Annotated in this window: 26 protein-coding genes; 15 read left to right on the forward strand and 11 right to left on the reverse strand. The window is 41.2% G+C overall.

The window, feature by feature from the left end; genetic code table 11:
• The first annotated feature begins 44 nt into the window (after positions 1-44).
• Positions 45-131: a YjcZ family sporulation protein gene (locus tag GJU41_RS01270; protein ID WP_083328378.1), complete on the forward strand. Its 87-nt coding sequence runs from the start codon at positions 45-47 to the stop codon at positions 129-131.
• 117 nt (positions 132-248) lie between these two features.
• Positions 249-329, forward strand: a complete 81-nt coding sequence (locus GJU41_RS01275; protein WP_101567585.1) for a YjcZ family sporulation protein — start codon at positions 249-251, stop codon at positions 327-329.
• A gap of 93 nt (positions 330-422) precedes the next feature.
• On the opposite strand, the gene GJU41_RS01280 is transcribed toward GJU41_RS01275, so the two are convergent.
• The 3 genes from GJU41_RS01280 to GJU41_RS01290 all read right to left on the reverse strand — a co-directional run bounded on the left by GJU41_RS01280 (position 423) and on the right by GJU41_RS01290 (position 1,481).
• Positions 423-602 carry a hypothetical protein gene (locus GJU41_RS01280; protein ID WP_070879396.1) on the reverse strand — a complete coding sequence of 60 codons (180 nt, stop codon included), beginning with the start codon at positions 600-602 and terminating at the stop codon, positions 423-425.
• Positions 603-720: 118 nt separating this feature from the next.
• The gene (locus tag GJU41_RS01285) at positions 721-903 is read right to left on the reverse strand and encodes a hypothetical protein (protein WP_154317866.1); all 183 of its coding nucleotides are present in this window, start codon (positions 901-903) and stop codon (positions 721-723) included.
• A gap of 38 nt (positions 904-941) precedes the next feature.
• The gene (locus tag GJU41_RS01290) at positions 942-1,481 is read right to left on the reverse strand and encodes a DUF3267 domain-containing protein (protein ID WP_070879398.1); all 540 of its coding nucleotides are present in this window, start codon (positions 1,479-1,481) and stop codon (positions 942-944) included.
• A 277-nt stretch (positions 1,482-1,758) separates the two neighbouring features.
• On the opposite strand from GJU41_RS01290, the gene GJU41_RS01295 reads away from it, so the two are divergent.
• Positions 1,759-2,034 carry a DUF1878 family protein gene (locus GJU41_RS01295; protein ID WP_249042892.1) on the forward strand — a complete coding sequence of 92 codons (276 nt, stop codon included), beginning with the start codon at positions 1,759-1,761 and terminating at the stop codon, positions 2,032-2,034.
• Here GJU41_RS01295 and GJU41_RS01300 read toward each other — a convergent pair.
• Complete coding sequence (locus GJU41_RS01300; protein WP_175443557.1) at positions 2,021-2,617, reverse strand: HTH-type transcriptional regulator Hpr; 597 nt, start codon at positions 2,615-2,617, stop codon at positions 2,021-2,023. The genes GJU41_RS01295 and GJU41_RS01300 overlap by 14 nt on opposite strands.
• Positions 2,618-2,819: 202 nt before the next feature.
• Positions 2,820-3,176, reverse strand: coding sequence for a YtxH domain-containing protein (locus GJU41_RS01305; RefSeq protein ID WP_070879401.1), 357 nt, complete (start codon positions 3,174-3,176; stop codon positions 2,820-2,822).
• Positions 3,177-3,334: 158 nt separating this feature from the next.
• On the opposite strand from GJU41_RS01305, the gene yhzF reads away from it, so the two are divergent.
• Complete coding sequence (gene yhzF / locus GJU41_RS01310) at positions 3,335-3,526, forward strand: membrane protein YhzF (protein WP_070879402.1); 192 nt, start codon at positions 3,335-3,337, stop codon at positions 3,524-3,526.
• Between the two features lie 60 nt (positions 3,527-3,586).
• Here yhzF and GJU41_RS01315 read toward each other — a convergent pair whose 3' ends face one another.
• The 3 genes from GJU41_RS01315 to GJU41_RS01325 all read right to left on the reverse strand — a co-directional run bounded on the left by GJU41_RS01315 (position 3,587) and on the right by GJU41_RS01325 (position 5,861).
• The gene (locus tag GJU41_RS01315; RefSeq protein WP_070879403.1) at positions 3,587-4,108 is read right to left on the reverse strand and encodes a tryptophan transporter; all 522 of its coding nucleotides are present in this window, start codon (positions 4,106-4,108) and stop codon (positions 3,587-3,589) included.
• 118 nt (positions 4,109-4,226) lie between these two features.
• Positions 4,227-5,303: a 3-phosphoserine/phosphohydroxythreonine transaminase gene (gene serC / locus GJU41_RS01320; RefSeq protein WP_154317867.1), complete on the reverse strand. Its 1,077-nt coding sequence runs from the start codon at positions 5,301-5,303 to the stop codon at positions 4,227-4,229.
• Positions 5,304-5,438: 135 nt separating this feature from the next.
• A complete protein-coding gene (locus tag GJU41_RS01325) occupies positions 5,439-5,861 on the reverse strand; it encodes an HIT family protein (RefSeq protein ID WP_070879408.1) in 423 nt (140 codons plus the stop codon).
• Positions 5,862-6,686: 825 nt separating this feature from the next.
• Between GJU41_RS01325 and GJU41_RS01330 the strand changes: the two genes are divergently transcribed.
• The 3 genes from GJU41_RS01330 to GJU41_RS01340 are packed head-to-tail and all read left to right on the forward strand — an operon-like array spanning position 6,687 to position 9,377.
• Complete coding sequence (locus GJU41_RS01330; protein WP_070879309.1) at positions 6,687-7,433, forward strand: ABC transporter ATP-binding protein; 747 nt, start codon at positions 6,687-6,689, stop codon at positions 7,431-7,433.
• Complete coding sequence (locus GJU41_RS01335; RefSeq protein ID WP_070879308.1) at positions 7,420-8,649, forward strand: ABC transporter permease; 1,230 nt, start codon at positions 7,420-7,422, stop codon at positions 8,647-8,649. The genes GJU41_RS01330 and GJU41_RS01335 overlap by 14 nt, the downstream gene beginning before the upstream one ends.
• A gap of 23 nt (positions 8,650-8,672) precedes the next feature.
• Positions 8,673-9,377 (forward strand): EcsC family protein, encoded by a 705-nt coding sequence (locus GJU41_RS01340; RefSeq protein WP_070879325.1) that lies wholly within the window; start codon positions 8,673-8,675, stop codon positions 9,375-9,377.
• A 46-nt stretch (positions 9,378-9,423) separates the two neighbouring features.
• On the opposite strand, the gene GJU41_RS01345 is transcribed toward GJU41_RS01340, so the two are convergent.
• Entirely contained in the window at positions 9,424-10,578 is a 1,155-nt protein-coding gene (locus GJU41_RS01345; RefSeq protein ID WP_070879324.1) for a M20 family metallopeptidase, read from the reverse strand.
• A 180-nt stretch (positions 10,579-10,758) separates the two neighbouring features.
• On the opposite strand from GJU41_RS01345, the gene GJU41_RS01350 reads away from it, so the two are divergent.
• Positions 10,759-11,409 carry a phosphatase PAP2 family protein gene (locus GJU41_RS01350; RefSeq protein WP_070879307.1) on the forward strand — a complete coding sequence of 217 codons (651 nt, stop codon included), beginning with the start codon at positions 10,759-10,761 and terminating at the stop codon, positions 11,407-11,409.
• Positions 11,410-11,533: 124 nt separating this feature from the next.
• Here GJU41_RS01350 and GJU41_RS01355 read toward each other — a convergent pair whose 3' ends face one another.
• Complete coding sequence (locus GJU41_RS01355; protein ID WP_154317869.1) at positions 11,534-12,919, reverse strand: hypothetical protein; 1,386 nt, start codon at positions 12,917-12,919, stop codon at positions 11,534-11,536.
• 589 nt (positions 12,920-13,508) lie between these two features.
• The gene (locus tag GJU41_RS01360; protein ID WP_070879305.1) at positions 13,509-14,012 is read right to left on the reverse strand and encodes an antibiotic biosynthesis monooxygenase family protein; all 504 of its coding nucleotides are present in this window, start codon (positions 14,010-14,012) and stop codon (positions 13,509-13,511) included.
• 136 nt (positions 14,013-14,148) lie between these two features.
• On the opposite strand from GJU41_RS01360, the gene GJU41_RS01365 reads away from it, so the two are divergent.
• From GJU41_RS01365 to GJU41_RS01395, 7 genes are all read left to right on the forward strand, one after another.
• Positions 14,149-16,293 (forward strand): transglycosylase domain-containing protein, encoded by a 2,145-nt coding sequence (locus GJU41_RS01365; protein WP_070879304.1) that lies wholly within the window; start codon positions 14,149-14,151, stop codon positions 16,291-16,293.
• Between the two features lie 575 nt (positions 16,294-16,868).
• Positions 16,869-17,930: a uroporphyrinogen decarboxylase gene (gene hemE, locus GJU41_RS01370; RefSeq protein ID WP_070879303.1), complete on the forward strand. Its 1,062-nt coding sequence runs from the start codon at positions 16,869-16,871 to the stop codon at positions 17,928-17,930.
• 72 nt (positions 17,931-18,002) lie between these two features.
• Entirely contained in the window at positions 18,003-18,941 is a 939-nt protein-coding gene (gene hemH, locus GJU41_RS01375) for a ferrochelatase (protein ID WP_070879302.1), read from the forward strand.
• A gap of 22 nt (positions 18,942-18,963) precedes the next feature.
• Positions 18,964-20,385 carry a protoporphyrinogen oxidase gene (gene hemY / locus GJU41_RS01380; RefSeq protein WP_070879301.1) on the forward strand — a complete coding sequence of 474 codons (1,422 nt, stop codon included), beginning with the start codon at positions 18,964-18,966 and terminating at the stop codon, positions 20,383-20,385.
• A gap of 211 nt (positions 20,386-20,596) precedes the next feature.
• A complete protein-coding gene (locus GJU41_RS01385; protein ID WP_070879300.1) occupies positions 20,597-21,169 on the forward strand; it encodes a TetR/AcrR family transcriptional regulator in 573 nt (190 codons plus the stop codon).
• A gap of 79 nt (positions 21,170-21,248) precedes the next feature.
• Positions 21,249-23,726, forward strand: a complete 2,478-nt coding sequence (locus GJU41_RS01390; protein WP_070879299.1) for a YhgE/Pip domain-containing protein — start codon at positions 21,249-21,251, stop codon at positions 23,724-23,726.
• Between the two features lie 188 nt (positions 23,727-23,914).
• Positions 23,915-24,928, forward strand: coding sequence for a LacI family DNA-binding transcriptional regulator (locus GJU41_RS01395; RefSeq protein ID WP_170292689.1), 1,014 nt, complete (start codon positions 23,915-23,917; stop codon positions 24,926-24,928).
• Positions 24,929-24,961: the final 33 nt, after the last annotated feature.

A 24,961-nucleotide genomic window follows, 5' to 3' on the forward strand; every position in this document is an offset into this window, starting at 1 on the left:
AGCGTCCATATGATGTATGGAACGCCGATAAGGGAGGTTTTAACATGAGTGGAGGATACTCAAACGGTTTTGCATTACTAGTTGTGCTGTTTATTTTGTTGATCATTATTGGTGCTTCTTACATTTGTTAGGGAGCAATGAGGGCTAAGATTATAAAAAAGAATGCTTTAGACAAATGATAAATGCCTATTCGTTACATGATGATCGTGCATACAATAACTTACCGACGCATAAAAGGAGGTGTCATTATGGGAGGATACGCTGGAGGCTTCGCGTTAATCGTTGTTTTGTTCATCTTATTGATCATTGTTGGTGCTGCTTGGCTATAGGCAAAAATAAACATAGCTGACAGGTAAACCTGTCAGCTTTGATTGTATAAGCTGTGTGCGGATGTTTGCACGCAGCTTTTATAATGGTGAAATCTACGTAAATAAGATTTCTATGTATGAAGAAACTAATAAAATGGTAATCAGGACGTTGATTGTCCGGAATACTTTTGTTTGACGGTCTTCAGGAATCTCTCGCACCAGGCACAGCGTATTGGTCAATTTATTTATATAGAACAAAATGAACACGGCAAACAAAATGAAAAAAGCTATCATATGAGATTCCCCCTCTCCTCACTGATACATATTACATTACCAAAAAAATGATGAAAAAGATAGCAATGACTCCTAATAAATAGCAAAAGAAAAGCTTCTCCTGAATGAGAGACTTTTCTTAAAAGATAACAAAGTATAAAATTTTGTGCTTCGATGGCGAGCGGAATCGCTCAGGCTCCTCGGCCAGAACGGATCCGAAAGTATTGGCAAAAAGCGCCTTTTTTGTCGGATCCTTATCTGTCATGCCTGCGCTAAACGGGCGCTTGCGCTTTTCTAATTTATAGTAGTTTATCATATTCATTATGAATCAGCACCCATGCAATATGCACAGTATTTTTTCTAATACTTTTGAAACAGAATTTCAAAGCTTTCATCGGCTTCTTCAATAAAACATGCTTTCGGCGCTTTGGAAAGCTGGCTCAAAAAAATAAAATCAGTCACACATAAGCCGGTATGAAAGGCGATTCCCAGGCAAAAGTAGTGCAAATATGCAGGGAAATGCATGAGTCCTGCGGTCATGACCGCCGTGACAATAATAAAAGGTGTAAGAAGCGAAAGCGTCATACTTGCTTTGCTTACATTGCAGTTTGTTTTCAAAAAAAGAATCGGCATGTATGACTGGAACTTCAGTTTAAGGGAAACGCGGTAACCATACATCCATAAAGGCATAGCATGAAGCAGTTTGTGACATGGCACGATGCATATGATAAACAGAAGCAATAAGAAAAAATGATCTTCTTTCAAATGGATAGAAGGAAAAACGACCACAAGCGGTAAATATATGGTAATAAAGGTAATCATCATCGTTAATACAGAGACTATAAAAAGTCTATGGAATCCATAATCTTTTGAAAGATTAATGGTTTTCCAGCAATTCATTTCAATCACCGTCCGAAAGTTATAAATGTTCATGCAGATGCATGATTGGTCAAGTCCTTACATACTTTACGATGTTCAGTTGGAAAAAGCAATATGAAATTTCACGTGTAAACGGTTAAAATGAAATAAGTAAAGTTTTACAAAATAAGAAACTTTCGAAAAAGGGAAGAATGATTTAAAATAAATAAACGAAGAAGAATGAAAGAAGTGAACCTTAGTGGAATCCTTGGAAAAACGAATAGCAAATTTGGAGTACTACCAGAGGTTGCTTGTAAAGATGGCCGACGCGGATCAATACCCTTTTTATCTGTCTGTCATGAATACAGGTTTATCTGCTGAAGAAATTGAGGACATTCACCGCATTTGCGCAGAGCTTGAGAAAATGCTTGCAGAACAAAAAGAGCAAGGACTCCTCGATTACATGAGTCTCCTTACTCTTTTCGCCGGACAGCTGAACCATAAGCTTCCAGTTAATGATACGATTCTTGCCTTGCATAAGCAGGGAATGTATGTGCCGCTGATGACAGAATTCAAAAAAATTATTCGGAAATAGCTGAAGCCGTTTCAGCAGCAGGTTCTTCCCGTTTTTTAAGCTTCCGGTTTTCCTCAACAAATTCCTTCTCAATATTCGTAAAGGAATGTTCGAAGATCTCCATAAAGTCATCTCCGTATATGTTTCGTATGATACACATCATTTCCATAATTTCAGGGAATTTCCCATACAAATTTTGAAGCGGCAGAGCGCCTTTAAACACAGCGTTTCTGCTTGGATCATAGTCTTCTAAAAGCTTCAGCAAAATTTCTTCGCCCTGTTCCGTCAGCTGAATGTACGTATTGCGTTTGTCATTCTGCTTTTTCGAAAACTCGAGGTAGCCTCTCTCTTCAAGCTTCTTTGAAAAGTTGAATGCAGTTGATACATGCATCACTCCAAATTTAGCAATCTCTGAAATCGAAGCACCCTTTAAATGATAAGCAATCCATAAGATGTGATGCTCATTGATATTCAAATCATAGGGCTTTATCCATTGCTGCCAGTCTTTTTCGATGGATTTCCACAAAGCTTTGCTGAGCTGCGCGATTCTCTGGCTGAATAAAAGCGCTTCTTTTATAGAATAATCCTGTTCGTTACGTTTCATCCCCAGTCACCTACTTTTTCTCTTTTGCTCTTATATTCTATTATGCCAATAAAATAAAGATTAATAAAGATTAAATTTACAAAATTTTTAAATAAATCTTAAAAGCATAGGAAAAGCGTTGTTTTTTTGGATAAAAAAAAAGAGCGGCATGTGAGATAATCTGCCGCTCGTACAAGTGAATTGCTTTGTCTACAAAAATATTCTATTTGTTAAGAGTTTGTTCTAATTCTTTGATTTTCTGTTCGATTTCATTAATTTCTTTTTGAAGCTCATTTTTATGAGGCTCAATTTCTTCCTGCCAGGTCTGAATGGATTTTTGAAGATCTGATGTTACATCTTTTAAAACTACAGCACTTTCTTGAGCGGTTTTAACCACTTGATCTTTAAGTGAGACACTGTCATCTTTCAGCTGAACTAAAATATCTTCTAATTTTTGTTTATTTTGTTTTAACTGGCTGCGCAAATCTTTTCCGGAAGATGGGGCGGAGAGGATTGTTGCTAGACCTCCAATAACGCTCCCGACTAAAAGACCAGTCATTAATGATTTTCCTTTTGCCATAGGTATCACTCCATTTGAGAATAATTATATGTACTTTTTAAAAGCAATAAACAGGAAAGTCCTTCTTATATAAGTACCCCCTGTGAGGATAGATAAACGCTGTTTTATTCATAGGTTATGATGCCTTTGCATAGATATGAGTAAAAGGGGGGAGGAGCTTGGCTGGCGTCATCTTTCTATTTTTTATTATAAGCTTGCTTTTTTTTATAGGTGCTTTTCATTACCTCAAACTAGCGCAGCAATCAGCATCCTATCCGCCTAAGCATGTTGTTCACCAAAAAGCTGCTGTGCTTGCAGGAGGCGGAACACTTGCACTGCTGATCGGCATTTTATTCTATTCTTTCCAATAGGCTTCCTTTTCATAGATTTTCACAAAAAACCCGACCGGCTAGGATCGGGTTTTTTCTATTTTATTGAGCAACAATGTTTGAACGCTTCATAATTGTCTGTACGATCGGATAAATGAAAACCATTGCGATGGTATTAAGGGCTGTTGCCGGTAAAACAACTGCTATAAATAACGCCGTAAAACCTGCACCGCCTGGAAGTCCGACAATGAATAGTGCGGCTGTCAGAAAAACAGTACCGGAAATCAGTGTGCCGACCGCTGTCAGGATTCCTGCTCCTGCAGTTGATGCAGCAAATTTCTTAATTACAATGACTAAAAGATAAAAAACAAATGCAGTCACAAATTTATCAATGACATTTGGCAGAAGACCGCCTGGAAAACTGGTAGTTATTCCGGACAGCACGCCCGTAACCGCTCCAAGTAAAAACACATTGCGAATGTGAGGGAACAGCAGGATGCCTAAGAACATCATAGTGAGCATCATATCCGGCTTCATCCCATTAAAAAATGGCGGGATAATTCCGTGTAAAGCAAGCCCCATTGCGACAAACAAAGATAAAACAACTAATACTTTTGTATTCATTTCTCAACTCTCCTCAGACTAAGCTCTTATTTTTGGAACTCCCCAATAATGACCTATGTCTTATTGCAGGAGAACTTACAAAATAGTATAACAGGTATTTCTGACCTTGTAAAAAAAATTATGCGTGCTTTTTCTGAAATTCAGTCATAAATTCAGCAAGTGCCTCGCACGCTTCGAGCGGCACTGCATTATAAATGGAAGCCCTGCATCCGCCAATTGACCGGTGTCCGGCTAGCCCTGAAAAGCCTTTTTCAATGGATTCTTTTAGAAAAGCCTTTGTTAACTCTTCATTTTTTAGAGTGAAAGTCACATTCATTGCTGATCGGCTATCCTTTTCAGCATGCCCTTTATAAAATCCGCCGCTTTGATCGATGCAAGAATAAAGCAGGCTCGCTTTCTTGTCATTCAGTTCTTCCATTGCTTTTAAACCGCCAGTTTCCTTGATCCATTCCAGTACAAGGGAAAGCATGTAAATCGCAAATGTCGGAGGTGTATTGTATAGTGATTTCTGCTTTGAATGAGTGCTGTATTTTAAAATAGCAGGAATTCCCTCATTTGCATTCTCAAGCATTTCTCTTTTGACAATTACGACAGTTACACCTGAAGGGCCGAGGTTTTTTTGAGCACCTGCATAAATAAGCGAGAAACGGCTGACGTCAATTTCCCTGCTCATGATGTCGCTTGACATGTCAGCAATTAATGGCAGTTTTGTTGTAGGGAAGGTTTTCCACTGCGTGCCGTATATTGTATTATTTGAGGTTAAGTGTACATAGCTTCCTTCTGCTGGATCTTCAAAACTTTTCGGAATATATGTATAACGACCTTCTTTAGTTGAGGCAATAATTGCCGTTTTGCCTATTTTTCCTGCTTCTGATTGTGCTTTTTCAGACCATACTCCGCTCATTATGAAATGGGCGGGAGAATCGCTTTTTAAAAAATTCATTGGAATCATGGCAAACTGCAGGCTCGCACCGCCTTGAAGGAACAGCACCTCATACCCTTCTGGAATATCCATCAGCTCTTTTAATAAAGAAGCTGCGCGGCTGTGAACTTCTTCGTAAGGTTTGCTTCTGTGACTTAGCTCCATGACTGACATGCCTGTTCCGTTAAAATTAACTAATTCGCTTTGCGCTTTCTCCAAAACGGCAAGAGGTATTGCAGCTGGTCCTGCGTTAAAGTTATACGTTCTTTTCATGGGAAATTAACACTCCTTACTTTGTTGCGCTGAATGATTAAATTTCTATTTCATTATCCTAACATGAAAAGGAGATTTAGAGTCGGAATTTTTTAAAAATAGTAAAAACAACAAAAAAACCCGCAAAATGCGGGATTAGAGCAAGCCTTCTTGAATGGAAGATGAGATTTGCTTTAAGTCTTCAGGTGTATATTCTTCTGTATGTGTTTTCCATACAGCCCCAAATCCATCGCCTTTTCCGTAGCGCGGAATCAGGTGAATATGATAGTGAAACACTGATTGACCGGCTTTTTCGCCGTTATTATTAAGAATATTCATGCCGATTGGCTCGAATTGTTTTTTTATCGAATTTGCGATTTTTGGAACAACTTCAAAAACATTGCGGGCAATGTCAGGTGTAAGTTCGTAAATATTTTCTTTATGTACTTTCGGAATAACCAGTGTATGTCCTTTTGTCACTTGACTGATATCCAGAAAAGCTACCACATGTTCGTTTTCAAAAACCTTAGCGCTTGGAATCTCACCGTTCACAATTTTACAGAAAATACATCCGCTCATCATGTTTCATCCCTTTCTCAATTTAAACTGAATCTTAACCGTATTTTACCATAAATAAACGGAGGATTAAATTGCCGGAGCAAGACATCAATGGGCGGTCCTTTTCGTAAGACTAAATGTAAAAAAACTTAAGTGGATTGCAGCGGAAGGAACTTGACTCCTGCGGGAAATAGAGCAAAATGGGAGACCCCACAGGCAAAGCCGAGGAGGCTCCCATGCTCCCCGCGGAAAGCAAGTTCCTGGAGCGGAAATGAACGGACAACATTTATAATCAAAAACAACATCTATGCGAAAACAGTCATTTAAAAAGAAACAGGATGATCACAAGGATCATCCTGTCCTGAAGAGGAAAGCAAACTGGCGCAGCTTAAAGATAAGGCTCGCAAAACTCTTTGTCATCTCCCTCATTTGCTTGGAAATGAAGGTTAAAAAAGAGTGAATTGACTAACATTGTACAAAGCAACCATCTCCTAGTTAAGAAAATCACATAAAGGATAAACTCTTAACAAATCAGTAAACGGTCTTTGACGAACACCTCATTCAAAAATGAATTTATATAGGAGCATCTATTACAAAAAGTAACGGCCCGTAGACACCTCATCTCGAAATGGTAATGGATCATCATTTTTTTCAATGTTAACTTACTCATGGATTCCTTAAAATAAACTGTCTTTAACACACACCTCATTTGAAATGAATGTCTGTGACAGCTGCTTTCCTCTACACTCATTATGATGTCCGGAAAAGAATTGATTATGCATCGCAAATTAGCAAAAGTATCAAATGATTTGTTAAAATAAAAGAAAACGGTGAAGGGACGTAAACATGAGCTTATTAAAAGTAAATCACCTGACTGGCGGATACACGCGTAATCCCGTCTTAAAAGATATATCGTTTGAAATTGAAAAGCATCAAATTGTCGGTCTGATTGGGTTAAATGGCGCGGGAAAAAGCACAACCATCCGCCATGTGATCGGGTTAATGGAACCGCATAAAGGCGAAATTGCCATTAACGGCATTTCCTTTCAGAAGCAGCCGACTGAATACCGCAGCCAATTTACATTTATTCCTGAAACACCGATTCTTTATGAGGAATTAACGCTTTATGAGCACTTGGAGCTTACCGCGATGGCGTATGGACTAAGTCAGGAAACATTTAAACAGCGTCTTCAGCCATTGCTGTCTGAATTCAGAATGGAAAAAAGACTAAAATGGTTCCCAAGTCATTTTTCAAAAGGCATGAAGCAAAAAGTTATGATTATGTGTGCTTTTTTAGTTGAACCTGAGCTCTACATCATTGACGAGCCATTTGTAGGATTAGATCCGCTGGCAATAAATGCGCTGCTTGAAATGATGAACAAAGCAAAGAAAAACGGAGCGGGAATTTTGATGTCTACGCATATTTTAGCAACAGCAGAACGCTACTGTGATGCATTTATCATTTTACATAACGGAAAAATCAGAGCAAAAGGGACGCTTGAGGAGCTGCGTTCGGAGTTTGGAATGATGGGCGCAACACTTGATGATTTGTATATTCAGCTGACGAAGGAAGATCAAAATGAGCAGCATTGATCAAATTTGGAGAACACGGTTAGAGGCTCACATGAAAGAAGTGCAGTCTTATACAAAATATATGTTCAATGACCATTTAATTTTTGTTCTTGTATTTTTGGGAGCAGGCGGTGCTTTATCTTATCAGGAATGGCTGAAAACAATGCCTGATGACTTTCCTGCACTGGCGATCTTAACGGCTGTATTTGCGCTGATCATTACAGCATCGAGTGTTCGGACACTTTTAAAAGAACCTGATTTGGTTTTTCTTTTGCCGCTGGAAGAAAAAATAGCCGGCTACTTTCAAAAAGCCCTTGTGTACAGTTTCTTCAGCCAGCTGTATGTGTTTTTGATAGCAGCATTAGTACTCTCCCCTATGCTGTTCAGGGCTGAGAACTTGAGTGGCACAGATTATCTGGTCATTTGTATTCAAATCCTTCTTGTAAAAGGATGGAATTTAATGCTGAATTTCAGAATATCTTTCTATACTGAGCCTTCAGCGAAGATATATGATTTCATTGTCCGCCTTGCTATAAATACGTTAACCATTTTCTTCTTGCTTTCAAAAGCCTATATATATGTATTTATAATGTACGGTGTGATGGCGGTGCTTTACATCTATTTTCAAAAAGCCACAAAGGCAAAAGGAGTCAAGTGGGAGAAGCTGATTGACCTGGAGCTTGAGAAAAAACAATCCTTCTACAGGATTGCAAACCTCTTTACGGATGTCCCAAAGCTTACGAAAAAAGCAAAGCGCAGAAAGTATTTAGATGGGTTCCTTGCGTTTGTTAAGTACAGACAGGAAAGCATCTACAGTTATTTGTATACAAGAGCATTTTTCCGATCAAATGATTATCTGGGCATCTTTTTGAGGCTGACAATTATCGGAGGAATCGTTCTTTATATTATCCCGACAAATCAGTTTAGTGTGCTCGCAATCGCCATCCTTGTTCTCTATTTGACCGGGATTCAAATGATCGGGCTTTATAAGCACTATGATATGCTCGCTCTGCCGGACTTATATCCGGTTCAGCCGCAGTATAAAAAGGCAAAATTCCTTAAACTGCTGTTTATCATGGTTTTAAGCCAGCATATCATATTAACTCTGATTGCTCTGCTTTCGGGAAATATCATCCCGGCCCTGATTCTTTTTGCAGCAGGATTTATTTTTGCCTATGTGTTTGTTTATCTCTACGTGAAATCAAGGCTGGTTAAAATGGATGCCAGCATATTCTAGGGTAAAGGCAGCTGATACAAATGATTTATGAAAAACAGCTGGAAGAAGATCTTTTTCAGTGGAAAAAGAAATTGCTTAGAAAATCCTCTAGGTTTGAACGTGTTTCTAAAAAAACACAAACAAAGATTAACGAGCGCATTCCGGAAAAAGTCCATGCAATCATTACCGAGAGCATTAAAAAAATGGTGCAGGCAACACTTGCGGGGTCAAACCTCACAACAAACGAAAAGAAGCTTGATGGACTGACACTTGAAGAAAAAGAAAAGAAAGTCAGGCAAACGATCGGCACCTTTCAAAAAACAGCGGCTGTAGAAGGAGCAGGGACCGGGGCCGGCGGTATTTTCGGATCGGCTGCTGACTTTCCTTTGCTGCTGGGCATTAAAATGAAATGCTTATTTGAAATATCCGCGTTATATGGATTTGACCCTAAGCAATATGAGGAGAGACTGTTTTTGCTCTATGTCTTTCAATTGGCTTATTCCAGTGACGAACATCGAAGAAATACGTTCGAACTGATTGAAAACTGGGACCTAAGAAAAGATGATCTTAAAGAAATTGACTGGCAAACCTTTCAGCAGGAATACAGAGATCACATTGACCTTGTCAAACTGCTGCAGATCATGCCTGGAATCGGCGCAGTTGTCGGCGGTGTAGCTAACTATCACCTTGTCCGGCATTTAGGGGAAACGGCAATGAATTGTTACCGGCTTCGTATTATGAATAAATAAAAAGAGTGCGATTTTTTAGAATCGCACTCTTTTTCTGTCCTTATCCTTATTTCTCAACTGCAACAGCATTGTGTTCAGACTGATAGGTCAATAATGCCAAACTGAGTGTTTTTGCGGCAATCAGCATCGCTTTTTCATCGATATCAAATTTAGGATGATGGTGAGGATAAGCTGTTTCAGAGTAAGCAGGCTTTGCCCCGGTGAAAAAGAACGTGCCTTTAACATGCTGCAGATAATAAGCAAAGTCTTCGCCGCCCATTTGCATTGGACTTTCTTCAACAATTTGGACACCGGGAACCTTTGATGCAAGCTCAGCAAGCTGCTCTGTTTCCTCGCGGTGATTAACAACAGCCGGGTAGCCTCTCACGAACTGATATTCGTAGTCAGCGTCATAAAGGGCACAGGAAGCCTTGACCACACGTTCAATTTCTTCCTCAATCAAAGTGCGCACTTCTTCATCAAATGTCCGGACTGTTCCAATCAGCACAGCTGAATCTGCAATGACATTAAACGGATTTTCAGCCACAAAAGATCCTACAGATACGACTGCAGAATGAACAGGATCTATTTTTCTGCTCACAATCTGCTGCAGGTTCATGACAAGCTGAGAGCCGATGACGACTGCATCTTTCGTTTTGTGAGGCTGTGCACCGTGTCCGCCCTTTCCATTAATGGTAATCTGGAATCGGTCGGCGGCAGCCATGATCGGGCCGACCCGGTACTGAATCTTTCCTGCTGGTTCGCCGGCCCATAAATGAGTCCCGAAAATGACATCAACACCGTCTAAGCAGCCATCTTCAATCATGGAAACCGCTCCGCCCGGTGCATATTCTTCAGCATGCTGGTGAATAAATACTACGCTGCCTTCAAGCGTACTGCGATGTTTATGTAATACCTTGGCCAGTACAAGCAATGTGGCAGTGTGGCCATCGTGGCCGCAGGCATGAGCCACACCCGGAACAGTCGATTTATAAGGAACATCTTTTTCATCCCCGATAGGCAATGCGTCAAAATCGGCGCGAAGAGCAATGGTCTTTCCGGGCAAATCTCCTTTAATAACAGCAACCACCCCGTTACCGCCGACACTTGTTTTTGCCTCGACGCCAAGCTTATGGTAAAACTCAGCGATGTAGGCTGCCGTTTTGAATTCCTGGAATGAAACCTCCGGATGCATATGAAGGTAGCGTCTGATCTTCACCATTTCTTCAAAACTCGCATCTAAATCTGAACATATGTCAGTATACAAAATTTTTCATCCTTTCTTTTTTGAAGGCTTCTATTCACCAAATCATTAATAAGATAAAATAAATGCAGATATTACAATAAATTCTAGAGAAATTGTTTGAAGATTACAAGAATAAAGTTTGAAAGGGGCTAAAAGATGAAAAAAGGGTATTTGATTGCTTGTTTTTTAATTTTTACAATAGGTATTATCTTCTCAATGGATTCTGAATTTACAAAGCGGGCAGATGCAGCTGCGCGGGAGGCAGTATCATGGGTTCATCATTCAGATTTTCTGCTCTCTATTGTGGATGGGATAGGTTTCCTGGCTTCTAAAACAGGGATCATAAGCTTACTGGCTCTTGCCATTATCTTACTCGCACTTTTATATAAGCATATTCTTCAGCCGCTTATGATTGTACTGGCCGTTTATTTTGGAGACCTCCTGAACAAAGCTCTAAAAAACTTTTTTGGGCGTGAAAGGCCTCTTGAACCGCTGCATATTGAAGAAGGCTTCAGTTTTCCGAGCGGGCATGCGATGGTCGGTGTTCTTTTTTATGGATTTTTAATCTATTTGCTGGCAGGGAAAATAGCGTCAGCAGCTGTAAGAAGATGGCTTTACGCTGCTGTATGCATGCTGATGCTGCTGATTGGCATGAACAGAGTTGCCACGAATGCTCATTTTTTATCTGATGTGGTTGGCGGATATCTCATTGGTCTGATTTGTTTAATCCTTGTAATTGCGGTCTATGATAAAGTGAATGATGTTCTTACTGCCGCAAGAAGCAAAAAGAGCGGCGTTTCTGTTTGACGAATCATCTAATATGGTATATAAAACAGGCACTCTTTTACGAGTGCCTGTTTTTGTGCTTATTATGTTAGTTTGGTCGATAACAGAAGCTGGATCTTAACAGAGACCGTATTTTCCTTTCTCTTTACATTAAAAACATAGCCACAATCGTGGTCACAATCAAACCAATTGTCACAGGGAGGATATTTCGTCTTGCAAGTTCAAATGGATCGACCCCGCATATGGCAGCAGCAGGAATAAGCGCCCATGGAATGATAGTCCCTCCGCCTACCCAGATGGCTGTGATTTGGCCTAAGGCTGTTAATGTAGCAGCTCCTGTACCTACAGCTGTGGAAAACAAGCTGGCAATTGAGCCTGCAAGTGATATCCCTGAAAATCCAGAGCCATCAAGACCAGTAAGCACGCCGACACCAGTTAGTGTAATAGCTGCGATTTCTTTAGTTAAAGGAACAACAGATGCGAGGGCCAATCCAAGGTCGTTTACAATTCCCTGTGAAGTTTTTGGTAAAAAGTTTCCTACAATTTTAATAAATCCGGCATCTCCCAGATAAAAGAAAGCTGCAATCGGAATAACAGGACCAAACACCTTAAACCCAAATTGAAACCCTTCAATCATGTATCCTGTCGTTTTTTCAAGACTTGCATTTTTGTGAGCGAGCAGACAAACAGCAAGCAGAATGACCAGTGCAGTTCCTCCGATTAAAGCTGTTGCATCTCCGCCCTGCAAGTTAAGCTTAACCATCAGCAGGATATCAATCGCAAATAATATTGGAATAAACAAGGCCATGAACAGTTTCATCCTGCCAGTCAGCAGCTGCGTTTTTTTATCAGCTGAGATTGGCATTGTAAGAGACGGGAATGACTTACCCAGCTTCATATCTCTCATTAAGAGGAAATAAGCTGTTATGGTTGTAACAATCCCCATCACAATAACGAGCGGAATGGATGCACTGATTACATCGCCAATCGGAAGACCAGCTGCATCTGACGTAAGTTTTGGAGCAGCCTGAATGACAAAGTCGCCTGAAAGAGCAATTCCATGACCGAATAAGTTCATGGCCATTGCTGCGCCTAATGCCGGGAGACCTGTTTTTATGGCGACTGGCAGCAGAACAGCGCCAATCAGGGCAACAGCGGGTGAAGGCCAGAAAAACCAGGAAATGGTCATCATTAATAGCCCAATTGTCCAGAAAGCAAGTGTTGGATTGCGAATGATTTTTGTGAATGGCGAAACCATTGATTCATTTATTCCGGTTACTTCTAAAATCTTGCTCATTGAAACAATGATGGAAATCACAAGGATCGTCGGCAGCAGCTCAGTGATAGCAAATATAAAGCTGTTGAAAACACTTGTAATTGAATGACTTATAGAATGGCTCGCAACAAAAGAAATGACAATAATCCCAATAATACTGACAACGGTTGTATCCCGTCTGAAAAGCATGAATCCTATAATACTTATAATGAAAAACACATAAAACCAATGTATGAGAGTTAACTCAGCCCCCATAATGATCACTCCACTCCTGTATATATGCCTAAATTCCTGTTATACAGGTTATGTCCGGCATACTAGGTTGTGATAGTTATTTTTAATGGAATAGGGGGTACTATTTTAGTAGAATGCTGTCATTTCCAAGGAAATATTGTCACCGTATCCCGAAAAGCGGAGCCGACTGTTTAGGCCCGACAGACAGATAAGAATTCACCCGGAAAGTCCGGTTTTGACTTTTTGGGGGAATTTGTTCTGGCCGAGGGCCTAGGAGGCGGAGCTAGACACCACCGAAAAGCGGAGCCGACTGTTTAGGCCCGACAGACAGATAAGAATTCACCCGGAAAGTCCGGTTTTGACTTTTCTGAGGGAAGTTGTTCTGACCGAAGGCCAAGGAGGCTGAGCTAGACATCATCGAAAAGCGGAATCGTCCGTTTACCTCCGACAGACAAGGCGCTTTTTCCCTTCACTGGCGGAGCAGTTCTGGCCGAGGAGTTGGGCGTGGAGCTGGACAAAATTAGAAGCGGAACCGGCTGTTCATAAGTGCTCCGACAGGCACAAATGAAAAAACCCCCGCAAAATGCGAAGGTTCAGTTCGTACATTCTTTTATTCGGTTACAGCATGATAGGTTGTTACGTAAGAAGGTCTTGGGAAAATCGGTTTTTGGTCTACACCTTCGCTTGTCCCTCTTTTTTTATGGGCCTTTTCATAAGATTTGGATTGCTGCCAGTTATTAAAGGACGGTTCATCTTCCCATAGAGTAAGAATGACATAAGTATCATCATTTACAGGTCTAAGGACGCGAATCGCGACAAATCCTGGCTCGCCTTCAATCATTCGTGCCCGTTCTTTGAAGCGCTGTTCAAAGAGAGGCTTCCCTTCATCAGATACAGGAATGTTGTTCAGGACAGCATAGCTTCCTTTTTGGAAATCACCTACACCATCAAGAACCTCATATTTTTTTGGCTCCTTAAAAAGGGAAGGATCATCGCTTTCATGTAAGAGAATCGCTTTATCCTCATTTTGCATAAGAAGCATTTTTTCATTCTGATTTTCAGATGCTGTTTTAGCTAAATAGTCTGCCGTTCCAAATGTGACATAAAAATTCATTTTACATTCACCTCTTTTTGTTTCATTATAACAATTATTCTATAATTATTGCTATTTTCAGCCTTCAGTGTACATATTCATTCCTTTATTTAACAATAATAAGGGTATCTAAATTTAACGAATTGTAGGTGATGACATGCGGAAAAAAATCATCCTCTCTGCCAGTGTTGCACTATCGACAGCTGTAATTGCTTTTGCAGTCTACCTGCTTATTTTAGTGATCGGCGATTATTCTATAGATGAGAAAAAGCTTGTCATGGATTCGACTACCACTTTAGTGGATTTAAAAGGCGATAAGGTTTCGGAGCTGTATTTGCAGAACCGCGAGCCCGTAACGATTAAAGAAATTCCGGAGCATGTCCGCAATGCATTTATTGCTGTAGAAGATAAACGGTTTTATGAACACAATGGAATCGATATGAAGGCCATAACGAGGGCTTTGTATAAAGATTTGCTTGCCGGCCAGAAAGTGGAAGGCGGCAGCACAATCACCCAGCAGCTTGCTAAAAATACGTTTCTCTCTACTGAAAAGTCTCTTCTAAGAAAAACCAAAGAAGCTGCCATCGCGATGAGCCTTGAAAACAAATACAGCAAAAATAAATTGCTTGAACTGTATTTGAATCAAGTTTATTTCGGTCATGGGGCGTATGGCATTCAAAGCGCTGCGCTTTACTATTTCAATAAAGATGCAAAGGATCTGACGGTCGAAGAAGGAGCGATGCTTGCCGGTCTCCCAAAAGCACCGTCCAATTATTCTCCGGTTCTTCATCCTGAAAGAAGCAAAGAGCGCCGTGATACAATTCTGAGCCTTATGGGCGATCAGGATTATCTCACACCTGAAGAAGTTGTCCGCTCGCAAGGGAAAACGCTCGGTTTAAACATCTCTGAAGAATCGGAAACGCCTTGGCTTACAACTTATATTGATATGGTGATGGACGAAGCAAAAGAACGGTATGCATTATCTAATGAGGAATTAATGAGGGGAGGCTATACCGTAACAGTTCCTATAGATGCGGAAATGCAGGAAACTGCCTACCAGCTTTTCAAAAAAGAAGAATACTTTCCGGGAACAAATCAGCATGCAGAAGGAGCATTTGTCCTTCTTGATAATAAAACCGGCGGAGTTCTGGCTGCGATTGGGGGCAGAAATTATACTCAGAAAGGGTTTAATCGCGTCAATACCAAAAGGCAGCCGGGTTCAACCTTTAAACCGCTTGCGGTATATGGTCCTGCAATGGAAGAAGACGAATTCGGCCCTTATTCACTGCTGGAGGATAAACCTGTCTCATATAACGGGTATCAGCCTAGAAATAATGATCAGCAATACGATGAAGAAGTAACCATGTATGATGCCATTGCTGCCTCTAAAAATGCGCCTGCTGTATGGGCATTGAATGAAATCGGAATATCTAATAGCAAGAAGTACCTCGAGAAGTCTGGTCTTTCAATAGAAGATAACGGTCTATCCATTGCACTCGGCGGATTAAAGGACGGAGTTTCACCGCTGCAGCTGGCAAATGCCTACAGATCATTCGCCCAGTATGGCGTTTATAGTGAGCCGTATGTAATCCAAAAGATAGAGGACCGTGAGTCAAAAAAAATTGGCGAAGTGAAACAAGAGAAGAAGCGCATCTTTTCATCGCAGACTGCATGGAATATGACGCGCATGCTGCAAGAAGTTGTTGAAGACGGAACAGGACGGACAGGGACGTACGATGGTGAGCTTGCAGGAAAAACAGGAACAACCTCTTATGTAAATAAAAAGGGTGCAGTAAAAGATGCATGGTTTGTAGGCTACACCCCGAAAGTCTCAGGTGCCCTCTGGATGGGCTACGATAAGACAAACAATGAGCAGCATCTTACTCATGGCAGTTCCTTTCCAACGAGACTATTTAAAGATATTTTAAGAAATACTTCGATCGACCAGGATGTTGCGTTCAGCCTCCCAAAAGGTGTAGAGGATTTGGAAGAACCTATCAGGCTGAAAAACCTTGGTGCGGTTGAAGCAAAGTATACATTTAAGCCGCTCGGTTTATTTACAGTCACACTGAACTGGGAAGCTCAAAAGGATGACCGCGTCATCTACAGAATTTATGAAACAAGCGGAAATGAGGACAAGCTTGTCGGTTTTGTGAAAGGAAAGGATTCTTATGAAATTCCTTATTCCAACCTTTTTTCAGAAGCTGCCTATAAAATTGTTCCTTATAATGAGCAAACCGATCAGGAAGGCAAAGGCTCAAAATCTGTTAAACCGAAACTATTCACATCGACTCCTTACTAGCTGGTTCCAGCAGCTTTCCTATTGATCAGGACGGATCTGGCAGTTAAGTCAAAACTGGACTTTTCTGCGGGATCCTTTTCTGTCTGCCTGCGCTAACCAGGCGATTCCGCTTTTCGGTGATGTCTAGCTCAGCCTCCTAGTCCCTTGGCCAGAACAAATTCCCTCAGGAAAGGCGGGAACCGGACTTTTCGGGTGAATTCTTATCTGTCTGCCTGAGCCTGAACAGTCGGCTCCGCTTTTCGTGGTGTCCAGCTCCACCTCCTAGCTCCTCGGCCAGAACGGATCCGTCTGTCGGATCTGAACAGTCGGTTCCGCTTTTCGGTGGTGTCTAGCTCCGCCTCCTAGTCCCTCGGCCAGAACAAATTCCCCCAAAAAGTCAAAACCGGACTTTTCGGGTGAATTCTTATCTGTCTGTCGGGTCTGAACAGTCGGCTCCGCTTTTCGTGTTTCAGTGTCAATTTATTGACATTTATTTGTGAAATCTATACAAGCATGAATGAAACAGTTATAGTGTAAGAAGCAAAAAACAAGGAATAGCGTGTTTGTTTTACATAGAAAGGTGGATTTGAGGATTTATGACGGATACAAAGCAGTTTAATGATACATTCCTTAAGGCGTGCAGAGGTGAAAAAACAGATCATGTTCCTGTATGGTATATGAGGCAGGCAGGAAGATCGCAGCCGGAGTACCGTGCTATTAAAGAAAAATACAGTCTGTTTGAGATTACACATCAGCCCGAGCTGTGTGCATATGTCACAAGATTGCCGGTAGAGCAGTATGGTGTAGACGCGGCTATTTTATATAAGGATATCATGACACCGCTTCCATCAATTGGGGTAGATGTTGAAATCAAGTCAGGCATTGGCCCTGTTATTGATAATCCAATCAGGTCGCTGTCAGACGTTGAAAAGCTTGGCGAAATCGACCCTGAAAGCGACATTCCATATGTGCTTGATACGATTAAATTGCTGACAACAGAGCAATTGAATGTTCCTTTAATCGGATTTGCCGGAGCTCCATTTACTATGGCAAGCTACATGATTGAAGGCGGACCGTCTAAAAACTACAACAAAACAAAGGCATTTATGTACGCTGAGCCGAAAGCATGGTTTACGCTTATGGACAAGCTTGCAGACATGACCATTATTTACTTGAAGGCTCAAATAAAAGCAGGGGCAAAAGCGATTCAAATTTTTGATTCATGGGTCGGTGCTTTAAATGAATCAGATTATCGTTACTTTATTAAACCTGTAATGGAACGCATTTTTACCTCGATGAAAGAAGAAAATGTTCCGATGATTATGTTCGGCGTGGGTGCAAGCCACCTTGCACATGAATGGCATGACCTGCCGCTTGATGTAGTCGGACTTGATTGGAGACTGCAAGTAGATCAGGCCCGCTCTATGGGACTTACAAAAACATTAATGGGAAACCTTGATCCTGCGATCCTTCTAGCCCCTTGGGAAGTAATTGAGGAGCGGGCTAAAAATATTCTTGATCAGGGAATGAAGCAGGACGGTTATATTTTCAACCTTGGACATGGTGTATTTCCTTCTGTTAATCCGGATGTTCTCAGAAAATTAACAGGTTTCATTCATGATTATACAAAAACTGCCAAGCGTGCGAAGAGCATCTGATTTGGAATCTTGCCCTTAGTAATGGCAAAATAAGACTAGATCTTATAACTAACCAAAGAGGTGTAGGGAAAAATGACAAAGAAAACAATGGGTCTGCTCGTTATGGCATACGGAACTCCATATAAAGAGGAAGACATTGAACGCTATTACACACATATTAGACACGGCCGTCCGCCTGCTCCTGAAATGCTTCAGGATTTAAAGGACCGCTACGAAGCAATTGGCGGCATATCTCCTCTTGCCAAAATCACTTTGGATCAAGCTAAATCCCTTGAAGAACATTTAAATGCTGTTCAGAATGAAGTGCAATTTAAAATGTATCTGGGACTTAAACATATTGAACCTTTCGTAGAAGATGCCGTAAAGCAAATGAAGGAAGATGGCATTGAGGAAGCAGTCAGCATCGTGCTTGCCCCTCATTTCTCCACTTTCAGCGTCAAATCATATAACGGACGGGCAAAACAGGAAGCAGAAAATCTTGGCGGACTGAAGATTATATCTGTTGAGAGCTGGTATAAAGAGCCTAAATTTATTGATTACTGGACGAAAAAAGTGAAAGAAACCTATTCATCGATGACTTCAGAAGAACGAGAAAAGGCCGTCTTAATCGTATCTGCCCACAGCCTGCCTGAAAAAATTATAGCAGCGGGAGATCCATATCCTGGCCAGCTTCAGGAAACAGCAGATTTGATTGCAGGAGCTGCCGGCATTGAAAACTATGAGATCGGCTGGCAAAGTGCAGGCAATACGCCTGAACCGTGGCTTGGGCCAGACGTACAGGACTTAACCAGGGATCTATATGAACAAAAGGGATATCGTACGTTTGTCTATATTCCAGTCGGCTTTGTTGCAGATCATCTAGAGGTTTTATTTGATAATGATTATGAATGTAAAGTTGTTACAGACGAACTTGGCGCGAAGTATTACAGACCTGAAATGCCGAATGCCAAGGACGAATTCATCGACTGTCTGTCAACGGTTGTCTTAAAAGAATTATCTATGAAAAAGTAAACAAAAAAGAAGGCGATAAACAATGACTGACAAGAAAAAGAAAGTTGTCATCATTGGCGGAGGGATAACTGGATTATCCGCGGCATTTTACTTGCAAAAAGAAATACAGGAAAACAACCTGCAGGCAGAGTCATTCTTGATCGAAGCAAGTCCGAGACTCGGGGGGAAGATCCAGACTGTCCATAAGGATGGATTTATCATAGAACGCGGACCAGACTCTTTTCTTGAAAGAAAAGTGAGTGCACCGCAGTTTGTCAAAGATGTTGGACTTGCGTCAGAGCTCGTAAACAATGCAACAGGAAGATCATATGTGCTTGTAGGAGATCGGCTGCATCCGATTCCGGCAGGTGCTGTAATGGGCATCCCTACACAAATCCTTCCTTTTGTTACAACAGGGTTATTTTCCATTTTGGGGAAAGCAAGAGCTGCCGGTGATTTTATCCTTCCTGCGAAAAGGGATACAGGTGATCAATCACTTGGTCATTTTTTCAGAAGGCGTTTGGGGAATGAAGTTGTCGAAAATCTGATTGAACCTCTTCTTTCAGGAATTTATGCAGGAGATATCGACAAACTGAGTTTAATGTCGACGTTTCCGCAATTTCATAAAGTAGAGCAGGATCACCGCAGCTTGATACTTGGAATGAAAAAAGGATTGCCCGCATCGAACCAGAAACATGAACCTGCACGTAAAAAAGGTATTTTTCAAACGGTAAAAGGCGGACTGCAGAGTTTGGTGGATGCCGCTGAAAGCAAGCTTGACGATACGAAGATATTAAAAGGCGTCAAAGTGGAAAGTATTGTGAAAAAAAACGCTGGATATATTCTGAGGCTAAGTAATGGGGAGATGATTGAAGCGGATTCCGTTATCATCACAACTCCTCATCAGCAGACGGCAAACATGCTGCCTGACAAAGAAAATTATCAGTATATGCAGGAAATGCCTTCAACATCAGTTGCGACTGTCGCTATGGCTTTTCCGGAAGAAGCCGTTGACATTGAAGGAAACGGCACAGGATTTGTCATTTCCAGAAATGGCGATTACACGATTACTGCCTGCACATGGACACATCGGAAATGGCCTCATACCGTTCCGGCAGGAAAAGCTCTGATCCGGGCATATGTAGGAAAAGCAGGTGATCAGGCGATTGTGGAACAGCCTGATCATGAAATTATCAGTGCTGTTTTAGAGGATTTAAACAAAATCATGAAAATAGATAAGAAACCTGAATTCACTGTCGTTTCAAGATGGAAAGAAGCGATGCCGCAATATAATGTCGGTCATCAGGAAGAAATTCTTGAAGTAAAAACAAAAATTATGAATTCTTATCCTGGTATGTTTTTAGCAGGCGCTTCCTATTCCGGCGTAGGGATTCCTGATTGTATTGATCAGGGAAAAATGGCTGCAGCTAATGCATTGGAGTATCTCAAAAAGGCAACTCTTTAAAAGAGAGTTGTTTTTTTAGTATCAGAATTTATATAGTCTTTTGGGTCTATGTCTAGCTCCAGCGCCTAGATCCTCGGTCAGAACGGATCTGACCAAGGCACTTCCGCTTTTTAAATGTTTTATCTTGATTATGGGGAATTCCTGTGATATATTAAGTTCTGTACTAATTGACCATATTTGTCATTCGGTCATTTTAATGGAGGTTAGCCGATTGAGCATTGATCGAAAACATTTAATTGTGGAGGCTGCAAAGAGGTCGTTTACACAATTTGGCTACAAAGCTACAACAATGGACTCTGTTGCGAAGCTTGCCAACGTTGGCAAAGGGACCATCTACACTTTTTTTAAAAACAAGGAAGAACTCTTTGATGAGATTGTATCCACGCTTCTTGCTGAAATGAGAATGGAAGCAGAAATAGCAATGGATGATGATCTGCCTTTTTTCGAAAATGTACATCGTGCCCTATACAGTCTGCTTGAATTTCGGAAAAAACATCAGTTCACAATCAAAATCTTTCAGGAAAGCACAGATGTTGGCACTCCGGCTGTGCAGGAAGTTGTGCAGCGCCTAGAGAAAATGATTCTGCAGTTTATTGCTTCAAAAATTGAAGCTGCCGTTTCAAAAGGCGAGCTTCGGGAATGCAATCCTGAAGTAACGGCATTTGTGATGGTGAAGCTTTACATTTCCCTTATTTTTGATTGGGAAAAACATCATCAGCCGCTTGAAAAAGCGGAAATAGCAGATCTTTTTCAGCTTTACTTATTAAAAGGATTGTCAAAATAGATGGTCCTCTATTTTTTAAACTGAAATGACCAAATGAACAAATTGGTCAATATGTATATTTATAGGAGGAGATTTTTGAATGAGCTTAATAGCGAAAGAATGGAAAGCATTAGTTTCCAACAAAAAAGTTCTTATTCCAGTACTCGCTGTTTTATTTATTCCGCTAATGTACGCCGGAATGTTTCTATGGGCGTTTTGGGATCCATATGAACAATTAGGTCAGCTGCCGGTTGCAGTAGTTAATGAAGACACCGGGGCAGATTACGAAGGAACCGATTTGAAGATTGGGTCAGATCTGGTTGATAATTTGCGGGATAATCCAAAGTTCAAATGGGATTTTGTCTCAAAGGATGAAGCAGTAAGAGGCCTTGAAAATGAACAATATTACATGATGATTGAAATACCTGAGGATTTTTCGAAAAACGCTACAACTCTAATGGATAAAAATCCTCAGTCGCTGGAATTAAAATACGTTCCGAATGAAGGCTTTAACTTCTTATCAGGGCAGATTGGCGGAACAGCTGTTGCTCAAATAAAAGAAGAAGTCTCAAATACGATTACGAAAACCTATGCAGAAAGTATTTTCGAAAACATTGATAAGCTTGCAGACGGCATAGGCCAGGCAAGTGACGGTGCCAGCGAGATAAATAACGGTGTTGGCGAATTGAAAGACGGATCTGGCAAACTGAAGGAAAATCTTCAACTTTTGGCTGAGAAATCAATCACCTTCAAAGATGGATTGAATAGTGCATCTGCCGGTTCTAAAGAATTGTCAAACGGCATTAAAAGCTTGGACAGCGGGCTTGGTCAGCTGCAGGACGGCGGAAAGCAGCTTCAGAGCGGTTCTTCTGAAGCAGAAGCAGGGACTGTTAAGCTGAACGAAGGATTGGGTACATCTCTTGCGGGAATGAAAAAGCTGCAGGAATCAGCTCCGCAGTTAACAGACGGTTCAGCTAAGCTCAGTGCAGGTGCGGGAGAGCTGTCAGGCGGTTTAAATCAGCTGGCTGAAGGCAATAAAGCATTATCAGCCGGTGCAGGAGAATTATCAAGCGGTTTAAACCAGCTTACAGACGGCAGTAAAGCATTATCAGCCGGTGCAGGAGAACTTTCAGGAGGCTTAAATCGTCTTTCTGATGGTAATCAGGCTGCACAAGCAGGGGCTGCGGAGTTATCTGCAGGATTATCTTCATTAAATGATCAGATGGCTGCTATGATTCCTCAAATTGAAAAAATGCCATTGCCGGAAGCGGAGAAACAAAAGTTAATTGAGGCAGCAAAAGGTGTCAATCAATTATCCCAAGGAAGCAAGAAGCTTGAAAGCAGTCTTGGAGAGCTATCAGCAGGAGCAAACAAGCTTCAATCAGGTGCGGCAACACTATCTGAAAAATCCGGCCAGCTATCAGCAGGAGCAACCAAGCTTCAAACAGGTGTTGCAACACTATCTGAAAAATCCGGCGAGCTATCAGCAGGAGCAACCAAGCTTCAAACTGGTGCTGCTACCCTTTCAGAAAAATCCGGCCAGCTTGCAGCCGGTCAAAAACAAGTTGAAACTGCTTTAGATCAGCTTGTTGCAGGTCAAGAAGCTTTATACGACGGTTCAGGCAAGCTTTTAACCGGTCAGCAGAAGCTTACAAACGGATTAGAAACATATAATCAGAAATTCGCTGAAGCAAAAGCTGGATCTGCAAAACTTGCAGCCGGCAGCGGTGAACTCAATTCAGGAATTTCTAAGCTTGCAGACGGTTCATCTGCTCTTCAAGACGGTACAAATCAGCTTGCTGACGGTGCGGGAAAAGTAGATGAAGGTGTAGGCAAACTTTCAGATGGAACAGGCGAACTATCTTCTAAACTTGGAGAAGCCGCAGAAGAAACAAAAGACACAGGCGGTTCAGATAAGACATACGACATGATTTCCGAACCTGTTAAAGTAAAAGATGAAAAAGTAAATGCGGTTCCTAACTATGGAACGGGCTTTGCACCTTACTTCTTGTCACTTGGTTTATTTGTTGGGGCATTGCTGCTTTCAATTGTCTTCCCATTGAGACAGGCGGCTGGCGTTCCTAAAAGTGCAATCGGGTGGTTTATGAGCAAGTTCGGCATTCTCGCAGTCATTGGCGTCATTCAGGCATTGCTTGCAGATGCAGTCTTATTATATGGATTAAACATTGAAGTACAAAGTGTTCCATATTTCATTTTATTCAGCATCATTACGAGTCTGACTTTTATTACACTGGTACAATTCTTAGTGACAACATTAGGCGATCCGGGCAGATTTGTTGCAATTATCATCCTGATTTTACAGCTTACAACAAGCGCAGGAACATTCCCGCTTGAACTGATTCCAAATGCGCTGCAAATCTTTAACGCATGGCTGCCTATGACTTATTCAGTTTCTGGGTTCAAAGCAGTCATCTCATCTGGTGACTTTGCCTTCATGTGGCAGCAGGCAGGCATTTTGGCGATCTTTATCGCTGCTATGATGATTGGCACAATTGCTTATTTCTTCTTCGCTTTAAGAAAGAATAAAAGAGATGAATCAGAAGAATTAGCTGCATAAAGAAAAAACGTCTAAAGCGATATGCTTTAGGCGTTTTTTGTTCTGAAAGATCCAGGAGTGAACTGACAGAGAAAAGATTCAATAGTTTTATATATTGAAAGCCCTTACATTTTGAAATATAATGGAAAATGAGAACGATTTCATTTCTATATAGACACCAATCGTTCGCGAGATGAGGGGGAAAGCAAGTGTCTACAATTGAGGATGTTGCCAGACTTGCAGGATTGTCCAGAACCACAGTATCACGAGTCATCAACAACCATCCATATGTATCTGAATCAAAAAAAAGGGTTGTATTAGAAGCAATGGAAGAACTGGGTTATGTACCTAATTCATCCGCCAGAAGTCTCCGCAATCAAAAAACAGAAATTATAGCAGTGTTCATTCCAAGAGTTCTCAATCCTTTTTTCAGCCAGTTCATTGAGTCATTGGAGATTGCTTCGTCTGAGAGAAACTATCAGCTGATCGTATGCCAGACACAATACTCTAAAACCAAAGAACTTAAATATTTAAACCTGCTTAAAACAAAGCAGGTTGATGGCGTTATCCTTGCATCCCTTGAAAATGACTGGAGCAAAATCGAACCGTATATGGAGTATGGTCCAATCGTATTGTGCAATGAGTTCGAAGAAAATGCAAAAGTTCCTATGATCAGATTAGATCAGGCATTTGGAGGCTACATAGCGACAAAGCACTTAATTGAGCAAGGACACAAACATATCGCTTATTGCTGCGGAGGAAACAGAAGCAATGTTGCCAAAGAGCGGGAAAGAGGATTTAAACAAGCCTTAGCAGAAGCAGGACTGCCTTTTGACGAAAATGCAGCGTTCAGGGACGCATTTAATATTGAAGATGGAAAGAGAGTTTTCCGCGAATTAAAAGAGCTGAATGAGAAACCAACAGCTGTTTTCACTGGTGCTGATGAAGTAGCAGCAGGAATCATTTCTGAAGCTAGAAAGCATGGCTGGAACGTGCCGGATGAGCTTGCCGTCGTGGGCTTTGATAACCAGGCGATTACGGAATTGCTTGATCCAATGATTACAACCGTTCACCAGCCTGTCTGCGAAATGGCTAAAAAAGCAATGGATGTGATGATTGATAAAATTAACAGGAAAATCTATCATTCCCTTGAAATTTACCAGTTTCCTCTGAAGCTAATTGTGAGGGATTCGACTGTGAGCAGGGAGATTGTGAAAGTTTAGATGAGAAATTAGTCAAAGAATAGAGAGCTAAGG

Origin of the sequence: Metabacillus idriensis, from assembly GCF_009674765.1 — a bacterium.
Classification (GTDB): domain Bacteria; phylum Bacillota; class Bacilli; order Bacillales; family Bacillaceae; genus Bacillus_P; species Bacillus_P idriensis.